Here is a 21,448-nt window from a genome sequence, read left to right on the forward strand (position 1 = left end):
CGCCGTGAACCCGCCGTGCCGTGACCCCGCCGCGCCGTGAGCTACCGGTCCCGCCCCGCCCGCAGGGCGGCCGGGGTGAGGCCGGTGTGCAGCCGCATGGTGCGGGTGAGGTGGCTCTGGTCGGCGAAGCCGCTCAGCTGGGCGACGACGGCGATCGGCGTGTCGGTGGTGAGCAGCGCGCGGCGGGCCCGCTCCAGCCGCAGCCGGACGAGGTACTGGTGCGGGGACTGGCCGGTGGAGGCGCGGAAGGCCCGGGTGAAGTGGGACGGGCTGACGCCGGCCACGGCGGCGAGCTCGGCGAGCGGGAGCCGGCCGTCCAGGGCGCCGTTCATGTGGTCGATGACCTGGTCGAGCCGCTTCGGCGCGAGCCCGCTCCCGCGGCCGCCCGCGGGCCCGGCCGGGCGGCGGGTGGCGGCGATCCGGATCAGGTGCGCGGCGAGCGCCTGCAGCATGGACTGGGCGTACAGCGGGTCGGCCGGCTGCGAGCGCTCGTATTCGGCGACCAGGCGCTCGACCAGCATGCCGAGGAACGGGTCGGTCAGGTGGAAGCGCGGGGCGAGTTCCAGCGGGCCGGGCAGGTCGCTCTCGGTGGCGAGCTTCTCCAGCCAGGCCGGTTCGAGGGCGACCAGCAGCAGCTCGGCGTCCTGCTCCCAGCGCGGCCGGGACGCCCAGCCGGCCGGGTTGACCAGGGCCTGGCCGCGGTGGAAGCGCTCCCGCCGGGGGTGGCCGTCCAGCGACCACCGGAGGTCGGCGGAGCGGCCGGTGTGGACCACCACGACGTGCCGCGACGGCCCGTCCGCCGCCTCTCCGATGCCGCCCGCGCGCTCCAGGCCGCGCTCGACCACGCCCTCGTCGAGGTCGGCACCGCTGCCGGAGAGCCGGAGGAGGTGCGGCTTGATCGCGGAGACGGCGGGCGTGGGGGCGGGGGCCGGGGCGTCGGGGGTCGTACGGGGTGCCATACCGTCGATTCTGGCCCGTTCGGGTGCCGGACGGCGAACGGGCCGCACCGGACGCCGAACACCGTGAGCGGTTCGTTCCAGGCCCCGCAGGATCGTTCAAGCCCCCGGGGGCCCCTGCGCCGGACAGTGGTCGGGCAACGATCCCTTCGGCGGCGAGGAGCCGTACCCATGAGCAAGAACCACTCCCTGGCGGGCAAGGTCGTCCTGGTCGGCGCGGGCGCGAAGAACCTGGGCGGGCTGATCAGCCGCTCGGCGGGCGCGGACGGCGCCAAGGTCGTCGTGCACTACCACTCCGACGCCACCGCGCCGGACGCCGAGGCCACGGTCGCGGCGGTGAAGGAGGCCGGCGGCGAGGCGGTCGCCGTCCAGGGCGACCTGACGAAGGTCGCCGACGTGGAGCGCGTCTTCGCCGTCGCGAAGGAGACCTTCGGCGGCGTCGACGTCGCGGTGAACACGGCCGGCATGGTGCTGCGCAAGCCGATCGTGGAGACCACCGAGGAGGAGTACGACGTGATGCACGCGGTGAACGCCAAGGCCGCGTACTTCTTCATCCGCGAGGCGGGCCGGCAGCTGAACGACGGCGGCCGGGTGATCACCGTCCTCACCTCGCTGCTGGCCGCGTTCACCGACGGCTACGCCACCTACGCCGGGGCCAAGGCGCCGGTCGAGCACTACACCCGGGCAGCGGCCAAGGAGTTCGCCGCGCGCGGGATCTCGGTGAACAACGTGGCCCCGGGCCCGATGGACACCCCGTTCTTCTACGGCCAGGAGACCCCGGAGCGGGTGGCCTTCCACAAGTCGCAGGCGATGGGCAACCGGCTGACCCGGATCGAGGACATCGCCCCGATCGTGACCTTCCTGGCCACCGAGGGCGGCTGGATCACCGGCCAGACCCTGTTCGCCAACGGCGGCTACACCACCCGCTGACACCCGGCGCCCGGGCCCGCTGCCGCCGAGCTGTCGGCGGGGCGGGCCCGAGCCGCGCTTCCGCTCACCCCAGCGCCTCCACCAGGCGCCTGGCCCGGGTGGCCTCCTGCAGCAGCGCGTCCAGCAGCTGCTCGACACCGCCGACGGACAGGTACTCCTCGACCGAGCGCGGATCGGAGGGCAGCGCGACCTCGCCCGCGTCCAGCGCCGCATGGGCCCGGGCGTAGTCGACGCCGAGCCGGTCGAACAGCTCGCCGCGCGCCGCCTCGGGCGCCAACCCCGGCTCCCGGACGGCCACTTCGTGGACGGCGAGGACGGCGAGCAGGACGTGCTCGGTGCCGGGCGTCCGCCGGCCCAGGCGCTCGGCCTGGGCGTCCGTCTCCAGCCGGATCCACGCCGCGCGCCCCGCCGCGCCCGGCTGCAGGAGCCGCTTCCACCGCGGGAGGCGGTAGCTGCCGCGCCCGAGCAGCGCGTCCCGGGTGGGGCGCAGCAGCGGGTCGAGCTCGTCCCGGACGTCCTGGTCCTGCGCGGTCTCCATCGTGCCCCTCCCACCGATGCGGATTTGCTCGAACCATACGCCAGCTTTGCTTCTCCTTTGCCGTTTCCCGCTCGCCGGGGCCTCGTCAAGACCACATCCGGACGGCCTCAGGGGGTGGTGCGGCGAGCGCGGAAGGCGCGGCGCCCCGCCGTTGTTGCTACCGGGAGACCGCCGCCGTCCGGAGCACCCGAGAGGGGTGGACACCATGGCCGACACGCTCCCCGGGCCGGGCCGCGCCCCCGGGGCGGAGTCACCACTGGACTCCTACTCGCGCATCGTCACCACCGTGGCCGCGGCCGTGACGCCCCGGGTCGCGGCCCTGCAGGTCGGCCGGCGCGGCCGGGGCGGCTGGTTCGGCACCGCGCTCGGCTCGGCGGTGGTGTTCACCGAGACCGGCTTCCTGCTGACCAACGCGCACGTGGTCGGCCGCGCCGACGCCGGGACGCTGGCCTTCGCGGACGGCACCACCGCCCCGTTCCACACCATCGGCGCCGACCCGCTCTCCGACCTGGCCGTGCTGCGCGCGGACGGCCCGACCCCGGCGCCGGTGACGCTCGGCGAGGCGACGGCGCTGCGGGTCGGGCAGCTGGTGGTCGCGGTCGGCAACCCGCTGGGGCTGGCCGGCACCGTCACGGCGGGGGTGGTGAGCGCGCTCGGCCGCTCGCTGCCGACCCGCGCGGGCAGCGCGGCGCGCGTCATCGACGACGTGATCCAGACCGACGCCGCCCTCAATCCCGGCAACTCTGGCGGCGCCCTGGCCACGGCGGCCGGTGAGGTGGTCGGCATCACCACGGCGGTGGCCGGAAACGGGCTGGGGCTGGCCGTCCCGATCAACGCGACCAGTCGGCGGATCATCGCCGCCCTGCTCGCCGAGGGCCGGATCCGCCGCGCCTACCTGGGCCTGGCCGGGGTCCCCGCGCCGCTGCCGCCGCCCCTGCGGCAGCGCACCGGGCAGCGCGCCGGCCTGCGCATCGTCGAGGTGGTGCCCGCCTCCCCGGCCGCCCGGGCCGGCCTGCACGAGGGCGACCTGCTGCTGACGGCCGGCGGCGGGCCGATGGCCAGCGCGCAGGCGCTCCAGGGCCTGATGCTCGCCGACGCGATCGGCCGCCCGCTGCCGCTGACCGTCCTGCGCGGCGAGGCCCTGGTGGACGTCATCGCCGTCCCGGCCGAACTCCCGGCCGAGGACTGACCGTTCGGGCCCGATCGCCGGGCTGGACGCCGCACCGCCGAGCAGGCCCCGATCCGGGGGGCCGTGTGCGGGTAGCGGACCGTCGAACTCGCGGCGCACGGGCGCGGTCGGGCAGCGCTCGCGCGCGCCGGCGCCAGCGGCAGCCGGGCACCAGTACGGGACGAGGCCGGCTGCGACCGGCCGTCAGGGCGCGCGGGGCGGTCGCGGCGGGCCCCCACGGTGGAGACCGCTCGACGGGGCCCGCCGTCCGAAGCCGCGACCGACGCACCGCGCGCCCCGGTGTGCCACCGGCGGCCGCAGCTCCGGAGTACCGGCCGGAGCCCTGCGCACCGGTGCGGCCCACCCCGGGGAGGCAGGCCGTCCATGGGGGCCGCGTCAGGCCGTGCCGTCCGGGCGCAGCAGCGCCACCCGTACGGTCCGGCGGGGCAGGGCCGCGGGCAGGGCGGCCAGCCACGCGGCGGCGGTGAACATCGCGTAGTGCCCCAGCTCCCACCCGGGCCCGGCCCAGCCGAGTTCGGCGTGCCGGTGCTCGGCGAAGGCGTTGCAGCACAGCCAGGCGGCCAGCCCGATCAGCGGCGCGGCGCGCGGCCGGGCGCAGCCGCCGAGCAGCGCGCACAGGGCGAGGTGGGCGAGGTACGGGGCCCGGCCGGCGTGCAGGTCGCCGAGCGCGCCGAGGCCGAGCGCGAGGGCCCCGCACGCCAGGAGGGCGGCGGTGCCGGAGGTGGCGGCGGCCGGCCGGGCGCGCACCGGGTGGAACCGGCGCCCACCGGGCCGGGCCCGGTACATCGGGGGCCGGGCCCGGTACATCGGGGGCCGGCCGCCGGCCCCCGCCCGGTGCGTCCGCACCGCCGACTACCGCTTCGCCGCGGCGAGTTCGCGCGCGGCGGGGAGCGGCAGGTGCAGGCGGGCGCGGCGGTGCAGCGCCGTCAGGTCGTGCAGCAGCTCGGGTGCCGGGACGGTCAGCACCGGGCAGTCGGCCCGGCGGGCGCAGTACCCGGGTACCGAGCGCCGCAGCCGGCGCTGCAGCGGGCCGCCGGCGCGGCCGAGGACGAGCAGGTCGTCGGGCCGGTCGGCGAGGTGCACCAGGGCGGGCCCGGCCTCGCCGCGGATCACCACCGGCCGCAGCCGCACACCGGGGTCGGTGCCGCCGAACGCGGCGTCCAGCGCCTCGTGCAGCCGCCGCTCGGCGGCCTCCCGGACGGCGGCGAGCAGCGGCGGGCAGGGCGAGCGGAGGTAGCCGTGCTCGCCGCCGGGCGGCTCCCAGGCGAGCACCGGCCACAGCTCGGCGCCGCGTCGGCGCGCCTCGGCGAGGCCGCGGTGCAGAGCGGCCAGGCTGCCCAGCGAGCCGCTGACCCCGACCACCACCCGGGGTGTCGCGCCGTCCTCGTGCCGCTCGCTGCCGTGCATGGTCCGTCCTCGTCGTGTGGTGCGGTGTCCTTCCACCGTCCACCCAACCGCCCCCACCCCGGCCGGCCCCGCGCTCTTGACGGCTCCCTGACGCCCCGGGCGCCGTTCCGAACGCCCTCCATACGCGGCCGCGCTCGGGGTCCGCCTACAACTGCTCGAAGTGGAAGGAGCGGATGAAGCAGTCGCGCGGCTGGCCGATCGCGAACAGGACGCAGTCGAGGACGGACTGGGCGGTCAGCGGGTCGTCCGCGGTCCGGGAGGCCTCCTGCCAGGAGGGGGCGAGCGGGTCGCCGTCCGTGAAGTCCGGCGGGTAGAGCGAGATGACGCGGATGCCCTCGGGGCGCAGCCGGTGGGCGAGTACGTCCGCGAAGCCGGCCTGGGCGGCCTTGGCGGCGTAGAACGCGGGGTGGGCCTCGGAGCGGTGGTTGCGGGTCTCCGCGGCGGCGGAGACCAGGTTGACCATGTCGGCGCCGGCCGAGGCGCGCAGCAGCGGCAGGAAGTGCTTGGCCGTCAGCAGGGTGCCGGTGGCGCCGGAGGCGACGGTGTCGGCGATCGCGTCGTCGTCGGCGTCCCCCAGGTCGGGGCCGGCGAGGTAGCGGGCGCCGTTGTTGACCAGGACGTCCACGTGCCCGGTGCGGGCGGCGACCCCCGCCGCGAAGGCCCTGATCGCGGCCGGGTCGGCCAGGTCGCAGGCGAACGCGTCCACCGTCGCGCCACTGTCGGCCGCGACCTCGTCGGCCACCCGCCGGGCCGCTTCCAGCGAGCGCGCGGACACGAACAGCCGCGCCCCCGACCGGCCCGCTTGCAGCGCCAACGCCCGCCCGAACCCGCGTCCGGCCCCGGTGACCACCATCGTGCGCCCGGCGAGACCCATGCGCGCACCCCCTTCTCCGCAGTGTCGATCTCCGTTCGCCGCGAGCCTAGCGCCGCCCGCAGCCGCCTCCCCCAGCCACTCCCCCAGCCGCCTCCCGCGCCCGGTGCGCCGGGAAGCCACCGTCCGGCGGCGGCGGATGAACCGCATGGTGCTAGTGTCAGTAGCACCATGTTGCTGAAGCTGAGCCTCGGGGACACCCGCCCCCTGCACGAGCAGGTCGCGGGGGCGATCCGGCGGGCCGTCGCCGAGGGCGAGTGCGCGCCCGGGGGCAAGCTGCCGCCCGCCCGGGAGCTGGCCCGGGCGCTCGGGGTGAACACCAACACCGTGCTGCGCGGGCTGCGCACCCTGCGCGACGAGGGGGTGCTGGAGTTCCGCCGGGGCCGGGGCATCACGATCGCCGGCGGCGCCGACGAACGCGCCGAACTCGTCGCCCGGGTGCGGCAGTTGGTGGCGGACGCGGCGAAGGCCGGCTACAGCGCGGACGAACTCGTGGAACTGATCAGGGGGATGACGTGACGGAGGGAACGCCGGAACGCGGCGGAGGATTCGGACCTGCCTTCTGGGGCGCGGCGGTGTGGTCGGCGGGCGTGACGGCCCTGCTGGTCGCCCTGCCACTGGCCGCCCGGCACCGGCTGCCGGAGCAGGTGGCCACCCACTGGGACGGGCGGGACCCGGACGACTCGATGCCGCTGCTGGCCGCGGCGCTGTTCCCGGCGGCGGTCTGGCTGGTCGTCGTCCTCGGCGTCGCGCTCGGCCACCGGTTCCGGCCCGGGCCGGCGCGCGGCTGGGCCTGGCCGGTGCTGTCCGGCACCGGCGTGCTGCTGACCGGCGCGCAGACCTCGATCGTGCACGCCAACCTCGACCGCGCCCGCTGGCAGGACGCCGCCCCGATGGGCATCGAGGTGGTCGCCGTCGTCGCGGCGGCGGGCCTGGTCATGCTGCTCACCGGGCTGGCCGCCCGCCGGCCCGGCGCCGGGGACCGGGGCGCGCCGCCGGCGGGGGCGCCGGTGCTGCGGATCCCGCCCGGGGAGCGGGTCGCCTGGCTGTCCCGCGCCGGCAACCCGTGGCTGAACCTGGCCGCCGTCGCCTGCGGCCTCGGCGCGCTGGGGGCCGCGCTCGCGGCGCTGAGCGGACTGACCGGAATCCGCTGGCAGGTGGTCACGCCGTGCGCGACCGTGGCGGTGGCGCTGTGGCTGTTCGCCTCGGTACGGGTCCGGGTCAGCGCCGAGGGCCTGCACGTCGGCTTCGGCCCGTTCGGCCGGCCGGGCCGGCACTGGAAGCTCGCCGAGCTCGTCTCGGCGCGGGCCGAGCGGCGCACCGCGCGGCAGGCCGGCGGCTGGGGGTACCGGATCAACGGGCTCGGCACCACGGTGATGGTGCGCGGCGGCGAGTGCCTGGTGGTGCGCACCCGGCGCGGCGCGGACTTCGCGGTGAGCGTGGACGACGCCGAGCGCGGTGCCGCGCTGCTCAACTCGCTGCTGGCCCAGGCGAAGAGCGCTGACGGCCACCCGAGTCGCTGAGCGCACGCACGGCGCAGCGGACCCACCACAGGACCCACCGGATCGGGCCGTCAAGGCGAAAAACCGCCCGATCCGGTGGTGACGCTACGGCGTCGCGCGGGTACACCAGGTGGCAGAAGTCCGGTGCAGGGAGGCCGCCATGACCCGTCGTCCACAGGAATCAAGAGCCGTTCAGGACAATGCCGCCGGCGTCGACACCGCCGTCGACACCGCCGACGGCACACCCACCGCCGCCCCCGGGAGCACCCAGGACGAACGGACCGTCACCCTGCTGCGCCTGGGCGTCGGCCTGATCGGCATCCTGCTGCCGCTCGTCCTGCCGGTGGGCAACTGGCTGTTCGCCGAGCTGCGCGGGCAGAGCACGGCGGGCTGGTGGCCGGACTCGATGAGCGGCTCGTACTACACCAGCACCCGGAACCTCTTCGTCGGCGGGCTGTGCGCGCTCGGGGTGTTCCTGATCTGCTACCGCTTCGACCGGCGGGACGACCGCTGGAGCAGCGCCGCCGGGCTGTTCGCGCTCGGCGTCGCACTCTGCCCGACCTCGCCGGACGACCCGTCGGCCTTCCAGGCCACGATCGGCGTGCTGCACCTGGTGTTCGCGGCGCTGCTGCTGTCCCTGCTGGCGCTGTTCTGCCTGTACTCCTTCCGCAACCCGCGCTCCGTCCAGCCGCGTTGGGTCGACCGGGCGTACCTGGCGGCCGGGGTGGTGATCCTGGCCCTGCTGGTGCTCGCCGCGCTGGCCGGCCTGACGGGCGTCGGCAAGGGCTGGCCGGTGCGCCCGCTGTACCTGTGCGAGTGGTTCTGCACCTGGGCGTTCGGCGCCGCCTGGATCGGCGCCGCGCTCGAACTCGCCCACACCTCGGGGCAGTTCACGCGCCGCGCGGCACTCCCCCGCCAGTCGGCGGCCCCGGCGTCGTGACGGAGCGGCGAGATCAGTCCTGCCAGTAGAACAGCAGGGTGTCGACCTTCAGCGGCACCCGCTCCCCGAAGTAGTAGACGCACAGCCCGGTGACCACCGTCTCCGTGACGGCGTCGTCGATCCAGCGCAGGCCCGCCCGCTCCAGCGGGCCGCGCAGGATCTCCTCTCCCTCGTCGCCGTGCACGAAGGGGCCGAGGGTGCTGACGAAGAGGCTGACGTCCTCGTGGTGGTAGATCACGTGGTAGCAGCCGTCGCCCTGCTGGTTGTCCTCGCCCGCCGACACCGGCTCCTTCGGCTCGGCTCCCTCGGCCGTCAACACCTCGACCGCGCGGCGCAGTTGGCCGTCCACGTCGACGGGCGCGGGCGGCTCGGTGCACAGCGCCTCGACGCGCCAGCGCGGGTCGGTGTCGCGCTCGCACGTCCCGGCGTACTCGTGCAGCACCGCGCGGCGGACGTCCTCGGGCAGGCCGGGGACCTCCACCCGGGGGCTGCCGAGCCGCCGGTACCCGGCCCGGGTCTCGGCGGTGTCGCCGGTCAGGCGGTGCAGGGCCCACAGCGCCCACAGCGCGGTGTCGACGGTCGGCTCGCCGGCCAGCAGGCCCCGCAACGCGGCCGGGTCGTCGGCCAGTTCGGCGGCCCGGTGGGCGACGGCGTGGTCCGGGTCGGCGAGCGCGTCGGTGACGTCCTGGCCGGCCGCGTGCCGCAGCCGCACCCGGGCCAGCCGGTCCTCGAAGCGGCTCCCGGGGCCCTCCCCGAGCTCGGCGAGGACGGCCGCCGGCCCGTACCGGGCGACGAGTGCGTCCAGGCCCGCCTCCCCCGTCTCGCGGCGGTGCGGCCAGGGGCCGGCGGCGACGGCCGCCAGCCCGGGCAGGGCGTCGAGGTCACCGAGCACGCCCCGGGCCTTCAGGAAGGCCTCCCGCATCCCGTACGCGCCCTCGCCCGCGCGGTCCTCGTGGCGCAGCCAGGGCAGCAGTTCGGCCCGGTCGCCCAGCAGGTCGAGCAGCGCGATCCGGACCTCGCTCGTCTCGTCCGGGTCCTGCACCCGGGCGATCAGCTCGGCGGTCCACGGCTGCGGCAGCCGCCCGGCCAGCGCCTGCACGCAGGCCCGGCGCTGCCACCACGGGCGCGCCCGGTCGGCGGCGCAGCGCGCCAGCTCGTCGGCGTCCAGGCGGCGCAGGGCGGCCAGTTCGTCCGGTCCGTACAGCGGGGTCAGGTCGGCTATCGCGGTCACCAGGGGATGCTACGGGCCCGGCCTACCCGGACGGCAAGCGAGTTCGGCCCCCGCCCGTCCGCACGTCGGTCAGGGCCACCAGCAGCGCCGCGAGCACCAGGCCCGCCGCGACGGTGACGCCCAGTTGGAAGGCGTACGCCCAGTCCGGGTGCGGCCCGGCGGCGTGCGCGAAGAACACCGAGCCGACCACCGCGATGCCCACCGCCGAGCCGACCCGCTGGGCGGTCTGCAGCACCCCGCCCGCGCTGCCCGCCCTGGTCAGCGGCACCTGCTGGAGCGTCAGCGTCTGGTTCGGCGCGATCACCAGCCCGCTGCCCGCCCCCGCGACCAGCAGCGGCAGCGCCGTCGTCCAGCCCACCGAGGGCCCCGACCACAGCTGCACCGCCAGCGCCGAGCCCAGCAGGCCGAGCAGCACCATCACCAGCCCCAGCACCACCAGCCGCCGGCCGAGCCGGCTCACCAGCCGTCCGCCCACCGCCGCCGCGACGCCCGAGCCGACCGCGAACGGGGTGATCGCCAGGCCCGCCTTCAGGGCCGAGTAGTGCTGGCCCGCCTGGAGGTACAGCGTGAAGATGAAGAAGATCGCGGTGAACCCGGCGAAGTACACCAGCGACAGCAGCACCCCCGCCGCGTACGGGCGCACCGCGAACAGCGCGAGACTGACCAGCGGCTCCCGGCGCCGCCCGTAGGCGCGCTCCCAGCCGACGAAGGCGGCCAGCAGCACCGCCGCCAGCGGCAGCAGCAGCCAGCGCGCCGAACCGTGCCACTGCCGCTCCTGGACGAACGGCAGCAGCAGCGCGACCGTCCCGGCGCCGAGCAGCAGCACCCCGACCGGGTCGAAGTCGCGGTGCCCGGCCCGCTCGCCGGCCGGCGGGGGCGGCGGCAGCAGTCGGTGGGCGATCGGCAGGGCGGCCACGCCGATCGGCAGGTTGACCAGGAACACCCAGCGCCAGCCGTCCTGCGGCCCGGCCAGGTGGATCAGCAGCCCGCCGAGCAGCGGGCCGACCGCCGTGGACAGCCCGATGGTCGCGCCGAGCGCGCCGAACGCCCGGCCGCGCTCGGGGCCCTGGAACAGCGTCTGGATGAAGCCGGACACCTGCGGCACCAGCACCCCGCCGGCCGCGCCCTGGAACAACCGGGCCAGCACCAGCCACTCCTGGTTCTGCGCCGCCCCGGCCAGCGCGCTCGCGGCCGTGAACAGGGCGAGCCCGGTGAGGAAGACGGCCCGCCGGCTGCGCGCGTCGCCGAGGCGCCCGGCCGGGACGAGCACCAGGCCGAAGGCGAGCGCGTAGCCGCTGAGCACCCACTGCAGGCCGCTCTCCGACATGTGCAGCCCGGCCCGGACGGTGGGCAGCGCGACGTTCACGATGCTGACGTCCAGCAGGGTCATGAACCCGGCGACCAGGCAGACGGCGAGCGCCTCCCAGCGCCGCCGCCCGGCCCGGCCGCCCACGGCGGTGGCGCCGGGCGGCGGCTGCGGCGCGCTGCGGGGGGACGGTCCGGTCATGGGGCAGCCTGTTCGCGGAGGGCGCGGAGGGCGGGGGCGTGCTGCTCGGCCCATCGTCGCCCCGCCCGTACGCCGCCGCCAGGCAGGGCCCGGCCCCTCACCCGGACGGCCGAACCCGGTCGCGACCGGATCGCGACCGGCCCGTGCGCCGCCGAGGCTGAGCCCATGACAGTCGCCACCGAGCCCCAGCCGTCCGCGCCGCCGGTGCTGGACGTACGGCAGCGCAACGTCGTCTTCGGCACCATCGTGCTCGGCATGCTGCTCGCCGCCCTCGACCAGACCATCGTGGGCACCGCGCTGCCCACCATCGTGTCGGACCTCGGCGGGGCCGCGCACATGTCCTGGGTGGTCACGGCGTACCTGCTGGCCGAGACCGTCGCCACGGTGCTGGCCGGCAAGTTCGGCGACCTGTACGGGCGCAAGCTGCTGTTCCAGGTGTCGGCGATCGTCTTCATCTCCGGCTCGTTCCTGTGCGGCCTGGCCACCAACATGACGCTGCTGATCGCCTGGCGGGCCGTCCAGGGCATCGGCGCGGGCGGCCTGATGGTCACCGCGATGGCGCTGATCGCCGACGTCATCCCGCTGCGCGAACGCGGCAAGTACCAGGGCGCGATCGGCGCGGTGTTCGGCGTCGCCACGGTGATCGGCCCGCTGCTGGGCGGGCTGTTCACCGACCACCTGTCCTGGCGCTGGGCCTTCTACGTCAACGTGCCGATCGCGATCGTGGTGGTCGCGGCCGCCGCCCGGACCATCCCCTCGGTCCGCTCGGCCGTGCGGCCGGTGATCGACTACCTGGGCATCGCGCTGGTCTCGGTCGGCGCCAGCGCCCTGATCCTGGCGACCAGTTGGGGCGGCAACCAGTACGCGTGGGGCTCCGGCGTGATCGTCGCCCTGTTCGTCGGCGGCGCGGTGGCGCTCGGCCTGTTCTGCTGGGCGGAGACCCGGGCCGCCGAACCCATGCTGCCGATGCGGCTGTTCCGCAACCCGGTGTTCGCGGTCTGCTCGGTGCTCAGCTTCATCGTCGGCTTCGCGATGCTCGGCGCGCTGACCTTCCTGCCGACCTTCCTGCAGTACGTGGACGGCGACTCGGCGACGGTCTCCGGCGTCCGGATGCTGCCCATGGTGATCGGCCTGCTGATCGCCTCGATCGCCAGCGGCAACGTGGTCAGCAAGACCGGCAAGTACCGGCTGTTCCCGATCGCCGGGACGCTCGTGATGGGCGTCGGCCTCTACCTGCTCTCCCGGCTGGAGCCCGGCACCGGCACGGCCCTCGCCTCCCTGTACATGTTCGTGCTCGGCGTCGGCATCGGGCTGAGCATGCAGGTGCTCACCATCGCCGTGCAGAACACCGTCGACTACGCGGACCTGGGCACCGCCACCTCCGGCGTGACCTTCTTCCGCACCATCGGCAGCTCCTTCGGCACCGCCGTGTTCGGCACCATCTACGCCAACAGCCTCAAGACCGAGCTCGGCAAGGGCGTCGGCACCGCCGCCCGCCTCACCGGCGCCGACCCGGCCGTCCTCGCCAAGGCCGCCGAGAGCCCGCAGGGGCTGCACAAGCTGCCCGCCGAGCAGGCCGCGCCGATCGTCCAGGCGTACTCCGACGCCCTGCACACCGTGTACCTGTGGACGATCCCGGTGGCGGCGGTCGGCCTGGTGGTCGCGCTGTTCCTCAAGCAGGTGCCGCTGCGCGACACCGCCCGGGCCGGCTCGACCGACATGGGCGAGGGCTTCGGGCAGCCGACCACCAGCGACTCCGACCCGCACCTGGAGTACGCCGTCTGCAAGATCGTGCGCGGCGTGGACCTGACCACCGTCCGCTCGATCGTCGGCACCGCCGACACCGGCCTCGACCTCGCCGGCGCCTGGGCGCTGATGGAGGTCGCCGGGCACACCAAGGCGGTCGGCCACGCCTCGCTGGACCTCATCGCCGCCCGCAAACGCGTCCCGCCCGAGGTGCTGGAACCGGTCTTCGACCGGATGACCGCCGAGGGCTTCCTCACCCGCGACGGCGACCGCCTCGCCCCCACCGAGGCCGGCAGCCGCGAGGTCCGCACCCTCGCCGGCGCCTGGTCGGACTGGCTCAACGCCCGCCTCGACGCCGACGCCGGCCGCCCCCGCAGCCCCCAGCTGCGCACCGCCGCCACCGCCATCGCCTGGCGCCTCCTCGTCGAGGACCTCACCAACGGCCTCCCCGCCCACGCCCGCCCGAAGGACAGCGCCCGGGTGTAGCCGCCTTCCCGGCTACAGGCGAGTGGTGTCGAGGTCGAGGTCGAACGGCGCCGGGAGGTGCACGGGCGCGCCGAAGCGGTGCGGGCCGCTCTCCGCCGCGTAGCCCGGCCGGGTCGGCTCGCTGTACAGGGTGCAGGCGCGGTTCTGCCGGTCGACGAGGAGGTAGAGCGGAGCGCCGTACTGGCCGTAGCGACGGCGCTTGACGACGCGGTCGGTGTCCGCGTGGGAAGGGGAACTGATCTCGACGATCAGGAGGGTCTGATCGGGCAGCAGTGCGCCTTCGGTCTTCGCCGCGAGGTCGGCGGGCACGACGGCCAGGTCCGGGACGTACCAGTTCTCGCTGCCGGGCAGGTCGAGGTCGCCGGAGCCGGACACCAGGTCGAGCTGTTCCAGGCGGGGGCCGAGTTGGCGGCGGACGACCTCGGCGGCGGACTCGTGCGCCCACGACGGCGACCTGGGGGTGATGACTCCCTCGACGATCTCGGCGCGGTCGCCCGCGACGTGCTGAACCGCGTACTTCAGTGCCCGCTCGGGGTCGCTGACAGAGCTGTAGTCGCCAGGAACGTGGGGTGCGGTACGCACAACGCATCTCCTTCCCCTCAGCCACTCTCCACCGGGCCGCGTGGTCTCGCGGCCGGCCGACATCCTCAACGACCGGGAAACAGTGGACGTCACGCCGGGCACCCGATGGCCGGCCGTGCCGTCCGGCGGGAGACTGGCCGAGGGGGCGAGGCACGGTTGGAGCGCTGCGATGGGCGATGGGCGGACCCTCGCCTGCCAGGCCACCAGCACCAGCAGCACGGCCGCCCCACGGCCAGCGCCGGCCGGAGGCGAGGACGCGCGCTCGTGGTGGGGACGGTCGGCGGCCCACGGCGCGCCGGCCGTCCGGGGTGAAGGCCACGGCGTTGACGTTCCCGGTGTGGCCCTCGTAGCGGGCCAGCTCCCGACCGTCCCCCGGGTCGACCAGCCGGACGCGGTTGTCGACGCCGAGGGTGGCGAGCAGGTCGGCGTCGTAGTAGTCGGTGCCGCTGCCGGTCAGCAGCCGCCGGCCGTCCGGGGAGACCGCGAGGCAGCGCAGGTTGCCCGCCCCGATCTCGAAGCGGCCGGTCTCCGCGCCCGTGACCGGGTCCCACACGTGCAGCAGGTTGTCCATGGTGGTGGCGACGGCGAGGCCGCCCCGGACGGCGAAGCCGACGGCGGTGACCGCGAACAGGCGCTCGCCGAACCGGCGCAGCTCCCGCCCGCCGTCCAGGTCCCACAGCCGGACCTGGTCCGCGCCGAACTCGGACTGGCCGGAGCCGGTCAGCAGCTGTCGGCGGTCCGGGGAGAACGCGACGGCGGTGACGTCGAAGGTGTGCCCCGGGAAGCGCCGCAGCTCCTGCCCGGTCGACGGGTCCCAGCAGCGCACGGTGTGGTCCCCGCAGCCGGTCGCTACCAGCCGGCCCTCCGGCGAGAAGGCGGCGGCCAGGCAGCCCTGCTCCTGCCCGTGGAGGCGGCGCAGTTCCGTCCCGGTCGCGGTGTCCCACACCACCGCCGGGCCCCACGCGCCGCCGGACACCGCGAGCCGGCCGTCCGGGGCGAGGTCCGCGCACTGCACGCCGTCCTCGTGCGCGACCCAGTGCCGCAGCTCCGCGCCGGTGGGGAGGTCCCACAGCCGGAGCGTGCGGTCCTCGCCGCCGGAGAGGAGCAGCCGCCCGTCGCGGGAGACGGCGACGCAGGTGACGGCCCCCGTGTGGCCGGTGAGGACGGGCGGCGGGCCCGGCGGGCTCGGCGGCGGGCCGGGTGGTGGCCCCGGCGGGGGTCCGGGTGGTGGCCCCGGCGGGGGTCCGGGCGGTGGGCCCGGGGGCGGACCCGGCGGCGGGCCGGTGGGAGGTGTCGCGTCGGCCGGCATGTCGCGCTCCAGCACAAGGAAGAGAACCCGCCCGCGACCACTCTCGACGCTACGCCTCCCCCGGCCCGCGCGCGCCACCCGTTCAGCGGCCGTGGCACCCCGGCCCGTCCGGGTACACATGGCCTGCTCGTACCCAGACGACCGAGGGAGCAGCATCACCGTGGACAAGGACCAGCTGGCCCACCTGGAGCAGCGGATCAACCACCTCGTCACCGTGACGAAGTCCGTCACCACCGACGACTACGAGGACCTGCGCAAGATCATCCACCGGCCGGGGTTCACCACTCCGGCCGAGCTCGCGCTCATCGCCGGCGCCGTCGAGGTGCTGATCCGGCAGACCGAGACCGTGGCCGAGGCCCGCCGGGGCCTGATGGACGGCGCCAGGGCGGTCGGGGCAACCGGCTGACGGCTGAGCGGTGAAGGCCGCTGACCGGCGCAACCGTTCGCCACGGTTGCGCCGGTCAGCCCGTGATCGGGGGGTTGAGCCGGGCGAAGGCCTCCTGGCGGCGGTACGGGAAGTACGGGTACGGCGCGGTACGGGCGCTCGCCGCGTCCAGCCGGGCCACCTGCTCGTCCGTCAGCGACCAGCCGACCGCGCCGAGGTTCTGCCGCAGCTGCTCCTCGTTGCGGGCGCCGATGATGACCGAGGAGACGGTGGGCCGGCGCAGCAGCCAGTTGATCGCGATCTGCGGGACGGTCCGGCCGGTCTCGGCGGCGACCTCGTCGAGCGCGTCGACCACCCGGTACAGCAGCTCGTCCTCGACCGGCGGCCCGTAGTCGGCGGTGTCGTGCAGCCGGCTGTCGGCCGGGAGCGGACGGCCGCGCCGGATGCGGCCGGTGAGCCGGCCCCAGCCGAGCGGGCTCCAGACCAGGGCGCCGACGCCCTCCTCGCGGGCGAGCGGCATCAGCTCCCACTCGTAGTCGCGGCCGACCAGCGAGTAGTAGACCTGGTGGGCGGCGTAGCGGGGCCGGCCGTGCCGGTCGGCGAGGGCGAGGGACTTCATCAGCTGCCAGCCGGAGAAGTTGGAGACGCCGGTGTAGCGGACCTTGCCGGCCCGGACCAGGTCCTCCAGGGTGGCCAGCACCTCCTCGATCGGGGTGGTGGCGTCGTAGGCGTGCAGCTGGAGGAGGTCGAGGTGGTCGGTGCCGAGGCGGCGCAGCGCGCCCTCCACGGCGCGGATCAGCCGGGCCCGGGAGGTGCCGGCGTCCTGCGGGCCGTCGCCGGTCGGGAGGCCGGCCTTGGTGGAGATGAGCACCTGGTCGCGGCGGCCGCGGACGGCCTGGCCGAGGACCTCCTCGGAGGCGCCGTCCGAGTAGACGTCGGCGGTGTCGAAGAGGGTGACCCCGGCGTCGATGGCGATGTCGAGCAGGCGGCGGGCCTCCTGGACGTCGGTGGTGCCCCAGGCGCCGAACAGCGGGCCGCGGCCGCCGAAGGTGCCGGTGCCGAGGCTGAGCGCGGGGACCTTGAGTCCGGACGCGCCGAGGCTGCGGTATTCCATCGCGGTGGTTGTGGTGGTGGTTGCGGTGGTGGTCATGCGGGTGCTCCCCTCGAAGCCGCTAATGGGACTTCCGTTCCGTTAAGATGTCTCGAAACTAGCAGACTCCACCCGACTAATGGAACAGGAATCCCGTTAATGGCCGTCGAGCCCCCCACCCCCGGCACCGCCCGCCCCGGCGGGCGGACCGCGCGGGTCCGCGCCGCCGTCCTGCGGGCCGCCGAGGACGCCCTGGTCGAGCACGGCTTCGCCGGGCTGGACCTCGGCGACCTCGCCCAGCGGGCCGAGGTCGGCCGCACCACCGTCTACCGCCGCTGGGGCAGCACCACCGCCCTGGTCGCCGACCTGCTGACCGACATGGCCGAGCAGTCGCTGCCGCGCGCCCGCACCGGCTCGCTCGCCGGGGACCTGCGGGCCAACGCGCAGCTCGTCCGGCGCACCCTCGCCGACCCCCGGCAGGGCGCGCTGTTCCGCGCCGTCCTCGCCGCGGCGAACGGCGCCCCGGGCACCGCCGATCCGGGCACCACCGAGGCGCTGCGGCGCTTCTACCGGCGCCGGGTGGAGGAATGGGCGCCGTGCGTCACGGAGGCCGTCGAGCGCGGCGAACTCCCGTCGGACACCGATGAGTTCGAGGTGATCCGGGCCGTCTCCGCGCCGCTCTACTACCGGATGCTCACCACCGGCGAACCCCTCGACGAGGCCGCCGCCGACCGCGCGGCCGCCGCCGCCGAGGCCGCCGCCCGGGCGGGGGCGTACCGGCGCCCGTAGGGCTTGTCTGACAATTCGCGCGCCCGGCGGGAATCGTCAGACAAGCCCTACGGCCCGGGAACGCCGGACGGCCGGACGCCGCGGGGTTGCGTCGTCCGGCCGTCCGGTGCGGTGAACCGCTCAGTCCTCGTCGAACTCCTGGTACTCCTCGCGCAGTTGCCCCAACAGCCCCGACCGGAGGTCCGACCTGTCCGGGCCCGCCTCGGTCACGGCCCCGGTCATCGATGGGTCTCCCCCGGTCGGAGCGGTGCGACGAGCTCGGCCGGCCGCGCCCGGCGGGACGGATCCGGCCGGGCGCGGCGGCGTCGACGGCGGCTCAGAACCAGTCGTCGTCGTTCTCGTAGTAGTTGTTGACGACCACCTCGGGGCCGTCGTCGCTCAGCGCCTCGCCGATCAGCATGCCGCCGACCAGACCGGCCGCGCCGGCGCCGATCATCGCACCGGTGCCGAAGCGGCGGCCCTCCGGCCGGCCCTGGCCGGGCACCTGCGGGTGGCCCTGCTGGACCGGCTGCGGGGAGCCGGCCTGCGGCGGGGTGTAGAACGGCGGCACGGTGGTCTGCACCCGCTGGGCGCAGGCGGCGCAGGCCTCGATCTGGCGCGGCACGCCCCACTGCGGCGACCACAGCACCGCCGTCGAACCGAGGCCGTGCGAGGGGTCGAAGAAACACGTCACGGGAGAGCTCCCTGTCACTGCGGGCTGGGTCGTCGGGGGGACGGCGGGCGCGACCGGCGCCGGGACGGGCGCGGCGGGCGCGGCCGGCTGGAGCACGTCGACGCCGAAGTCGGTGGCGATCCCGGCGAGACCCGCGGCGTAGCCCTGGCCGACCGCGCGGAACTTCCAGTCCGCGCCGTGCCGGTACAGCTCGCCGAAGACCATCGCCGTCTCGCTGCCGGTCTCGGGGGTCACCGCGTAGCGGGCCAGCTCGGGCCCGCCGTCCGCGTCGGCGAGCCGGACGTACGCGCCGCGCACCTGCCCGAAGCTCTGCCGGCGGGCCGTCGCGTCGTAGATCGCGACCGCGAAGACGATCTTCTCGACCCCGGCGGCGACGTCCGGGAGCCGGACCTCGATCCCCTCCCGGTCGCCGTCGACCGCACCCGCCCCGCCCAGGTGGCGGACCGAACCGTCCGGGCTCCGCAGGTTGTTGAAGAACACGAAGTGCAGGTCCGAGAGCACCTTGCCGCCCGGCCCGCACAGCAGCGCGCTCGCGTCCAGGTCGCAGCCGGCCTCGGCCGTCCAGCCGAGGCCGATCCGGACCGTGCGCAGCCCGGGGGCCAGTCTGCTCAGCGAGACGTTGCCGCCCTTCGTCAGGGCCACACTCATGGGACTTCCTCCGTGCCGGTTGCCGCCGTATCCCCGTTCGACGACGACAACGCTGTAGAGCCCGTGCCGGTTCCCGCCCCGGTCGCGCGCGCCCGTCAGGGTCGCGTCAGTACCGGACGGGCAGTTCCAGCAGGCCGCGGGCCCGCAGGGTGGGCCGGTGGCGCAGCCGCTCGGCCGGCACGTCCAGGGCGAGGGCGGGGAAGCGGCGCAGCAGGGCGGTGAGCGCGAGGGCGGTCTCCATCCGGGCCAGCGGCGCGCCCAGGCAGTAGTGGATGCCGTGGCCGAGGGCGAGGTGGCCGTTCTCGCGGCGGCGCAGGTCGAGCCGGTCGGGGTCGGTGAACTGCTCGGGGTCGCGGTTGGCGGAGGCCAGGGCGAGCAGCACGGTCTCCCCCTTCGGGACGGTGACGCCGCCGATGGCGAGGTCCTCGCGGGCGAAGCGCCGGATGGCGAGCGGCGCCGGGCCGTCGAAGCGGGCGAACTCCTCGACGGCGCCGTCGATCAGCCCGGGTTCGGCGCGCAGCGCGGCGAGTTGCTCGGCGTGGGTGAGCAGGGCGAGGACGGCGTTGCCGATCAGGTGGACGGTGTTCTCGTAGCCGGCGAAGAGGATGAGGAAGGCGAGCGAGGTCAGTTCGTCCTCGCTGAGCCGGTCGGGCCGGTCGCCGGCGTCCTGCTCGTCCCGGACGGCGATGAGGTCGGAGAGCAGGTCGTCGCCGGGCTCGGTGCGCTTGCGCTCGATCAGGCCGGTGAAGAAGCCGAGCATGGCCTTGACGGCGGCGCGGGCCTGTTCGGGGCGGGTCGGGTCCGGGGCGATCAGGGCGTCGGTCCAGGCGCGGAAGTCCTGGCGGGCGTCCTCGGGGACGCCGAGCAGGTCGCAGATGACGGTGATCGGCAGCGGGGCGGCGTAGTCGGCGATCAGGTCGGCGCGGCCCAACGGCTCGATGCGGTCGAGGAGTTGCTCGGCGACGCGCTCGATCGGGGCGTGCAGGGCGGTGATCCGGCGCGGGGTGAAGGCCCGGGAGACGAGGCGGCGGATCCGGGTGTGGTCCGGTGGGTCCATGTTGAGCAGGTTGGCGTCGAGCGCGGGCGGCAGGGCGAAGCCGCGGTAGTTGCCGGGTGCGGCGTGCGCCTTGTCGAGGGCGAGCCGGGGGTCGGCGAGGGCCTGGCGGACGTCCGGGTAGCGGGTCACCAGCCAGACGGGCAGTCCGTCCGGGCCGAGGACGCGGTGGGCGGGCGCTTCGGCGCGCAGCCGGGCGTAGCCGCCGTAGGGGTCCGTGATCAGGGCTTTGACCGTCGGGTCGATGTCGAGGGGTGTCACCTGGCCAGCCTACGGGCACCGGCCGGGCGGTCTGGCGGGGCGTCAGGCCCTCGCTTTATTGTCAGTCGCATGACACGCCTTCGCCGCGCCGCCGGACTGGCCGCCGCCCTCACCGGCACGCTCGCCGCCCTCCTCGCCCCGGCGGTCGCCCAGGCCGCCCCCGCCTCCACCCGCGTCCCCGCCCGCTGTGCGGTCGCCGACACCGCGCCGACCGACGCCGAACAGGCCCGGCTGCAGGACGGCCGCACCGCCGCCTTCACCGAACGCTCCGGCCTGGACGGGCTGGTGCACGCCTTCCCCGCCGCCCTGTGCGCCGCCCGCGGCGGCCGCCAGGCCGAGCGGATCGTCACCGCCTGGGGCCGGGCGCTGTGGCAGGCGGGCGTCGACCGCGCCCAGGGCCGCCGCCCCGGCGGCGAGCTGCCCGCGCTCGACGACCGCCCGCTGTACTGGACGCGGCTCGCCATGACCGTCCAACTCGCCCGCTGGCAGCCGACGTTCGACATCGACCGGGCCGCGCTGCGGGCCCGCTTCGAGGACGCCTCGCGCGGCCTGGACGACGGCTTCGGCACCGACCCGGCCGTCCGCCACGTCTTCGTCAGCGGCTTCGACCCGTTCGGCCTGGACACCGAACCCCGCCGCGGCAACCCGTCCGGCGCCGCCGTCCTGCAACTGCACGGCCGGCGCATCACCCTGGCCGACGGCAGCACCGCCGAAGTCCGGGCCGTCGTCCTGCCGGTGCGCTACGCCGACTTCGACGGCGGCATCGTGGAACGCGCCTTCCGCCCGCACCTGGAGCGGTCCGGCCCGCAGGCCGCCGACCTGATCACCAGCATCAGCCAGGGCTACCCCGGCACGTTCACCCTGGAGGCCTGGGCCGGACGCGCCCGCTCCGCCGACCCGGCCACCGACAACCGCGGCGCGCTCTCCGGCGGCACCGAGCAGCACCCGGTGGACGCCCCCGGCCTGGCGGACGGGCCGCAGTTCATCCGCACCACGCTGCCCACCGACGCCATGACGGCCGTCCAGCAGCCGTACCCCGTCCTGCTCAACACCCCCGTCACCGAGATCCCCGAGGGCGCCACCGACCCCGTCTACCGCCCGGACGGCCCCACCCCGGGCTCCCGCGCCGTCGCCGGCGGCGGAGGCGGCTACCTCTCCAACGAGGTCGCCTACCGTTCCAACCGCCTCCGGCTCGACCTCGCCCCCGACCTCCCCGGCGGGCACCTGCACACGCCCGTCCTCACCGGCCTGCCCGGCGACCAATCCCTGCTCACCGGCCCCGAGTTCGAGCACAACGAGGCCGCCATCGCCGATCAGGTCCGGGCGATCCTGGGCAGCGCCCGGCTCTGAGCCG

General features: G+C 75.8%; 19 protein-coding genes and 2 pseudogenes. 9 read left to right on the top strand and 12 right to left on the bottom strand.

All coding sequences use genetic code 11. The annotated features are described in order from the left end of the window. Positions 1-41: 41 nt before the first annotated feature. The gene (locus tag AB2U05_RS01760; RefSeq protein ID WP_369182192.1) at positions 42-959 is read right to left on the bottom strand and encodes a helix-turn-helix domain-containing protein; all 918 of its coding nucleotides are present in this window, start codon (positions 957-959) and stop codon (positions 42-44) included. Between the two features lie 168 nt (positions 960-1,127). Here AB2U05_RS01760 and AB2U05_RS01765 point away from each other — a divergent pair, with 168 nt between their 5' ends. Continuing rightward, positions 1,128-1,886 (top strand): SDR family oxidoreductase, encoded by a 759-nt coding sequence (locus tag AB2U05_RS01765; RefSeq protein ID WP_369182193.1) that lies wholly within the window; start codon positions 1,128-1,130, stop codon positions 1,884-1,886. A 64-nt stretch (positions 1,887-1,950) separates the two neighbouring features. Here AB2U05_RS01765 and AB2U05_RS01770 read toward each other — a convergent pair whose 3' ends face one another. Further along, complete coding sequence (locus AB2U05_RS01770) at positions 1,951-2,424, bottom strand: hypothetical protein (protein WP_369182194.1); 474 nt, start codon at positions 2,422-2,424, stop codon at positions 1,951-1,953. A 205-nt stretch (positions 2,425-2,629) separates the two neighbouring features. Between AB2U05_RS01770 and AB2U05_RS01775 the strand changes: the two genes are divergently transcribed. Continuing rightward, positions 2,630-3,613 (top strand): S1C family serine protease, encoded by a 984-nt coding sequence (locus AB2U05_RS01775; RefSeq protein ID WP_369182195.1) that lies wholly within the window; start codon positions 2,630-2,632, stop codon positions 3,611-3,613. Between the two features lie 375 nt (positions 3,614-3,988). Here AB2U05_RS01775 and AB2U05_RS01780 read toward each other — a convergent pair whose 3' ends face one another. The 3 genes from AB2U05_RS01780 to AB2U05_RS01790 form a co-directional block, all read right to left on the bottom strand. Further along, the gene (locus tag AB2U05_RS01780; RefSeq protein WP_369182196.1) at positions 3,989-4,459 is read right to left on the bottom strand and encodes a hypothetical protein; all 471 of its coding nucleotides are present in this window, start codon (positions 4,457-4,459) and stop codon (positions 3,989-3,991) included. A 6-nt stretch (positions 4,460-4,465) separates the two neighbouring features. Further along, complete coding sequence (locus tag AB2U05_RS01785; RefSeq protein WP_369182197.1) at positions 4,466-5,020, bottom strand: universal stress protein; 555 nt, start codon at positions 5,018-5,020, stop codon at positions 4,466-4,468. A gap of 145 nt (positions 5,021-5,165) precedes the next feature. Then, complete coding sequence (locus tag AB2U05_RS01790; protein WP_369182198.1) at positions 5,166-5,894, bottom strand: SDR family oxidoreductase; 729 nt, start codon at positions 5,892-5,894, stop codon at positions 5,166-5,168. Positions 5,895-6,062: 168 nt separating this feature from the next. On the opposite strand from AB2U05_RS01790, the gene AB2U05_RS01795 reads away from it, so the two are divergent. The 3 genes from AB2U05_RS01795 (at position 6,063) to AB2U05_RS01805 (ending at position 8,333) form a co-directional block, all read left to right on the top strand. Then, a complete protein-coding gene (locus tag AB2U05_RS01795; protein ID WP_369182199.1) occupies positions 6,063-6,410 on the top strand; it encodes a GntR family transcriptional regulator in 348 nt (115 codons plus the stop codon). Further along, the gene (locus AB2U05_RS01800) at positions 6,407-7,414 is read left to right on the top strand and encodes a DUF1648 domain-containing protein (RefSeq protein WP_369182200.1); all 1,008 of its coding nucleotides are present in this window, start codon (positions 6,407-6,409) and stop codon (positions 7,412-7,414) included. Before AB2U05_RS01795 ends, AB2U05_RS01800 begins: the two co-directional genes overlap by 4 nt. 139 nt (positions 7,415-7,553) lie before the next feature. Continuing rightward, a complete protein-coding gene (locus tag AB2U05_RS01805; RefSeq protein WP_369182201.1) occupies positions 7,554-8,333 on the top strand; it encodes a hypothetical protein in 780 nt (259 codons plus the stop codon). A gap of 13 nt (positions 8,334-8,346) precedes the next feature. Here the strand turns inward: AB2U05_RS01805 and AB2U05_RS01810 are convergent, their stop codons facing one another. Together AB2U05_RS01810 and AB2U05_RS01815 are read right to left on the bottom strand one after the other, a co-directional pair. Then, on the bottom strand, positions 8,347-9,564 hold the full coding sequence (locus AB2U05_RS01810) for a hypothetical protein (protein ID WP_369182202.1): 1,218 nt from the start codon (positions 9,562-9,564) through the stop codon (positions 8,347-8,349). Positions 9,565-9,586: 22 nt separating this feature from the next. Next, on the bottom strand, positions 9,587-11,071 hold the full coding sequence (locus AB2U05_RS01815) for an MFS transporter (RefSeq protein ID WP_369182203.1): 1,485 nt from the start codon (positions 11,069-11,071) through the stop codon (positions 9,587-9,589). 165 nt (positions 11,072-11,236) lie between these two features. Here AB2U05_RS01815 and AB2U05_RS01820 point away from each other — a divergent pair, with 165 nt between their 5' ends. Next, positions 11,237-13,303: an MDR family MFS transporter gene (locus tag AB2U05_RS01820; RefSeq protein WP_369182204.1), complete on the top strand. Its 2,067-nt coding sequence runs from the start codon at positions 11,237-11,239 to the stop codon at positions 13,301-13,303. Positions 13,304-13,315: 12 nt separating this feature from the next. Here AB2U05_RS01820 and AB2U05_RS01825 read toward each other — a convergent pair whose 3' ends face one another. Both AB2U05_RS01825 and AB2U05_RS01830 read right to left on the bottom strand, forming a co-directional pair. After that, complete coding sequence (locus AB2U05_RS01825) at positions 13,316-13,885, bottom strand: Uma2 family endonuclease (protein WP_369182205.1); 570 nt, start codon at positions 13,883-13,885, stop codon at positions 13,316-13,318. A 301-nt stretch (positions 13,886-14,186) separates the two neighbouring features. Beyond that, a pseudogene (locus AB2U05_RS01830) lies at positions 14,187-15,350 on the bottom strand (WD40 repeat domain-containing protein); the annotation flags it as partial. Positions 15,351-15,354: 4 nt separating this feature from the next. Here AB2U05_RS01830 and AB2U05_RS01835 point away from each other — a divergent pair. Further along, on the top strand, positions 15,355-15,600 hold the full coding sequence (locus AB2U05_RS01835) for a hypothetical protein (RefSeq protein ID WP_045696520.1): 246 nt from the start codon (positions 15,355-15,357) through the stop codon (positions 15,598-15,600). A gap of 55 nt (positions 15,601-15,655) precedes the next feature. On the opposite strand, the gene AB2U05_RS01840 is transcribed toward AB2U05_RS01835, so the two are convergent. Continuing rightward, complete coding sequence (locus AB2U05_RS01840; RefSeq protein ID WP_369185874.1) at positions 15,656-16,693, bottom strand: aldo/keto reductase; 1,038 nt, start codon at positions 16,691-16,693, stop codon at positions 15,656-15,658. A gap of 135 nt (positions 16,694-16,828) precedes the next feature. Between AB2U05_RS01840 and AB2U05_RS01845 the strand changes: the two genes are divergently transcribed. Further along, positions 16,829-17,458 carry a TetR/AcrR family transcriptional regulator gene (locus AB2U05_RS01845; RefSeq protein ID WP_369182206.1) on the top strand — a complete coding sequence of 210 codons (630 nt, stop codon included), beginning with the start codon at positions 16,829-16,831 and terminating at the stop codon, positions 17,456-17,458. Between the two features lie 766 nt (positions 17,459-18,224). Here AB2U05_RS01845 and AB2U05_RS01850 read toward each other — a convergent pair. After that, a pseudogene (locus AB2U05_RS01850) lies at positions 18,225-18,779 on the bottom strand (TerD family protein); the annotation flags it as partial. Positions 18,780-18,885: 106 nt separating this feature from the next. Then, entirely contained in the window at positions 18,886-20,094 is a 1,209-nt protein-coding gene (locus AB2U05_RS01855; RefSeq protein WP_045696515.1) for a cytochrome P450, read from the bottom strand. Between the two features lie 69 nt (positions 20,095-20,163). Between AB2U05_RS01855 and AB2U05_RS01860 the strand changes: the two genes are divergently transcribed. Beyond that, positions 20,164-21,444: a pyroglutamyl peptidase gene (locus tag AB2U05_RS01860; RefSeq protein WP_369182207.1), complete on the top strand. Its 1,281-nt coding sequence runs from the start codon at positions 20,164-20,166 to the stop codon at positions 21,442-21,444. The last annotated feature ends 4 nt before the right edge of the window (positions 21,445-21,448 follow it).

The sequence above is a fragment of the Streptomyces sp. Y1 genome, assembly GCF_041053115.1.
Classification (GTDB): Bacteria; Actinomycetota; Actinomycetes; order Streptomycetales; family Streptomycetaceae; genus Kitasatospora; species Kitasatospora rubellomurina.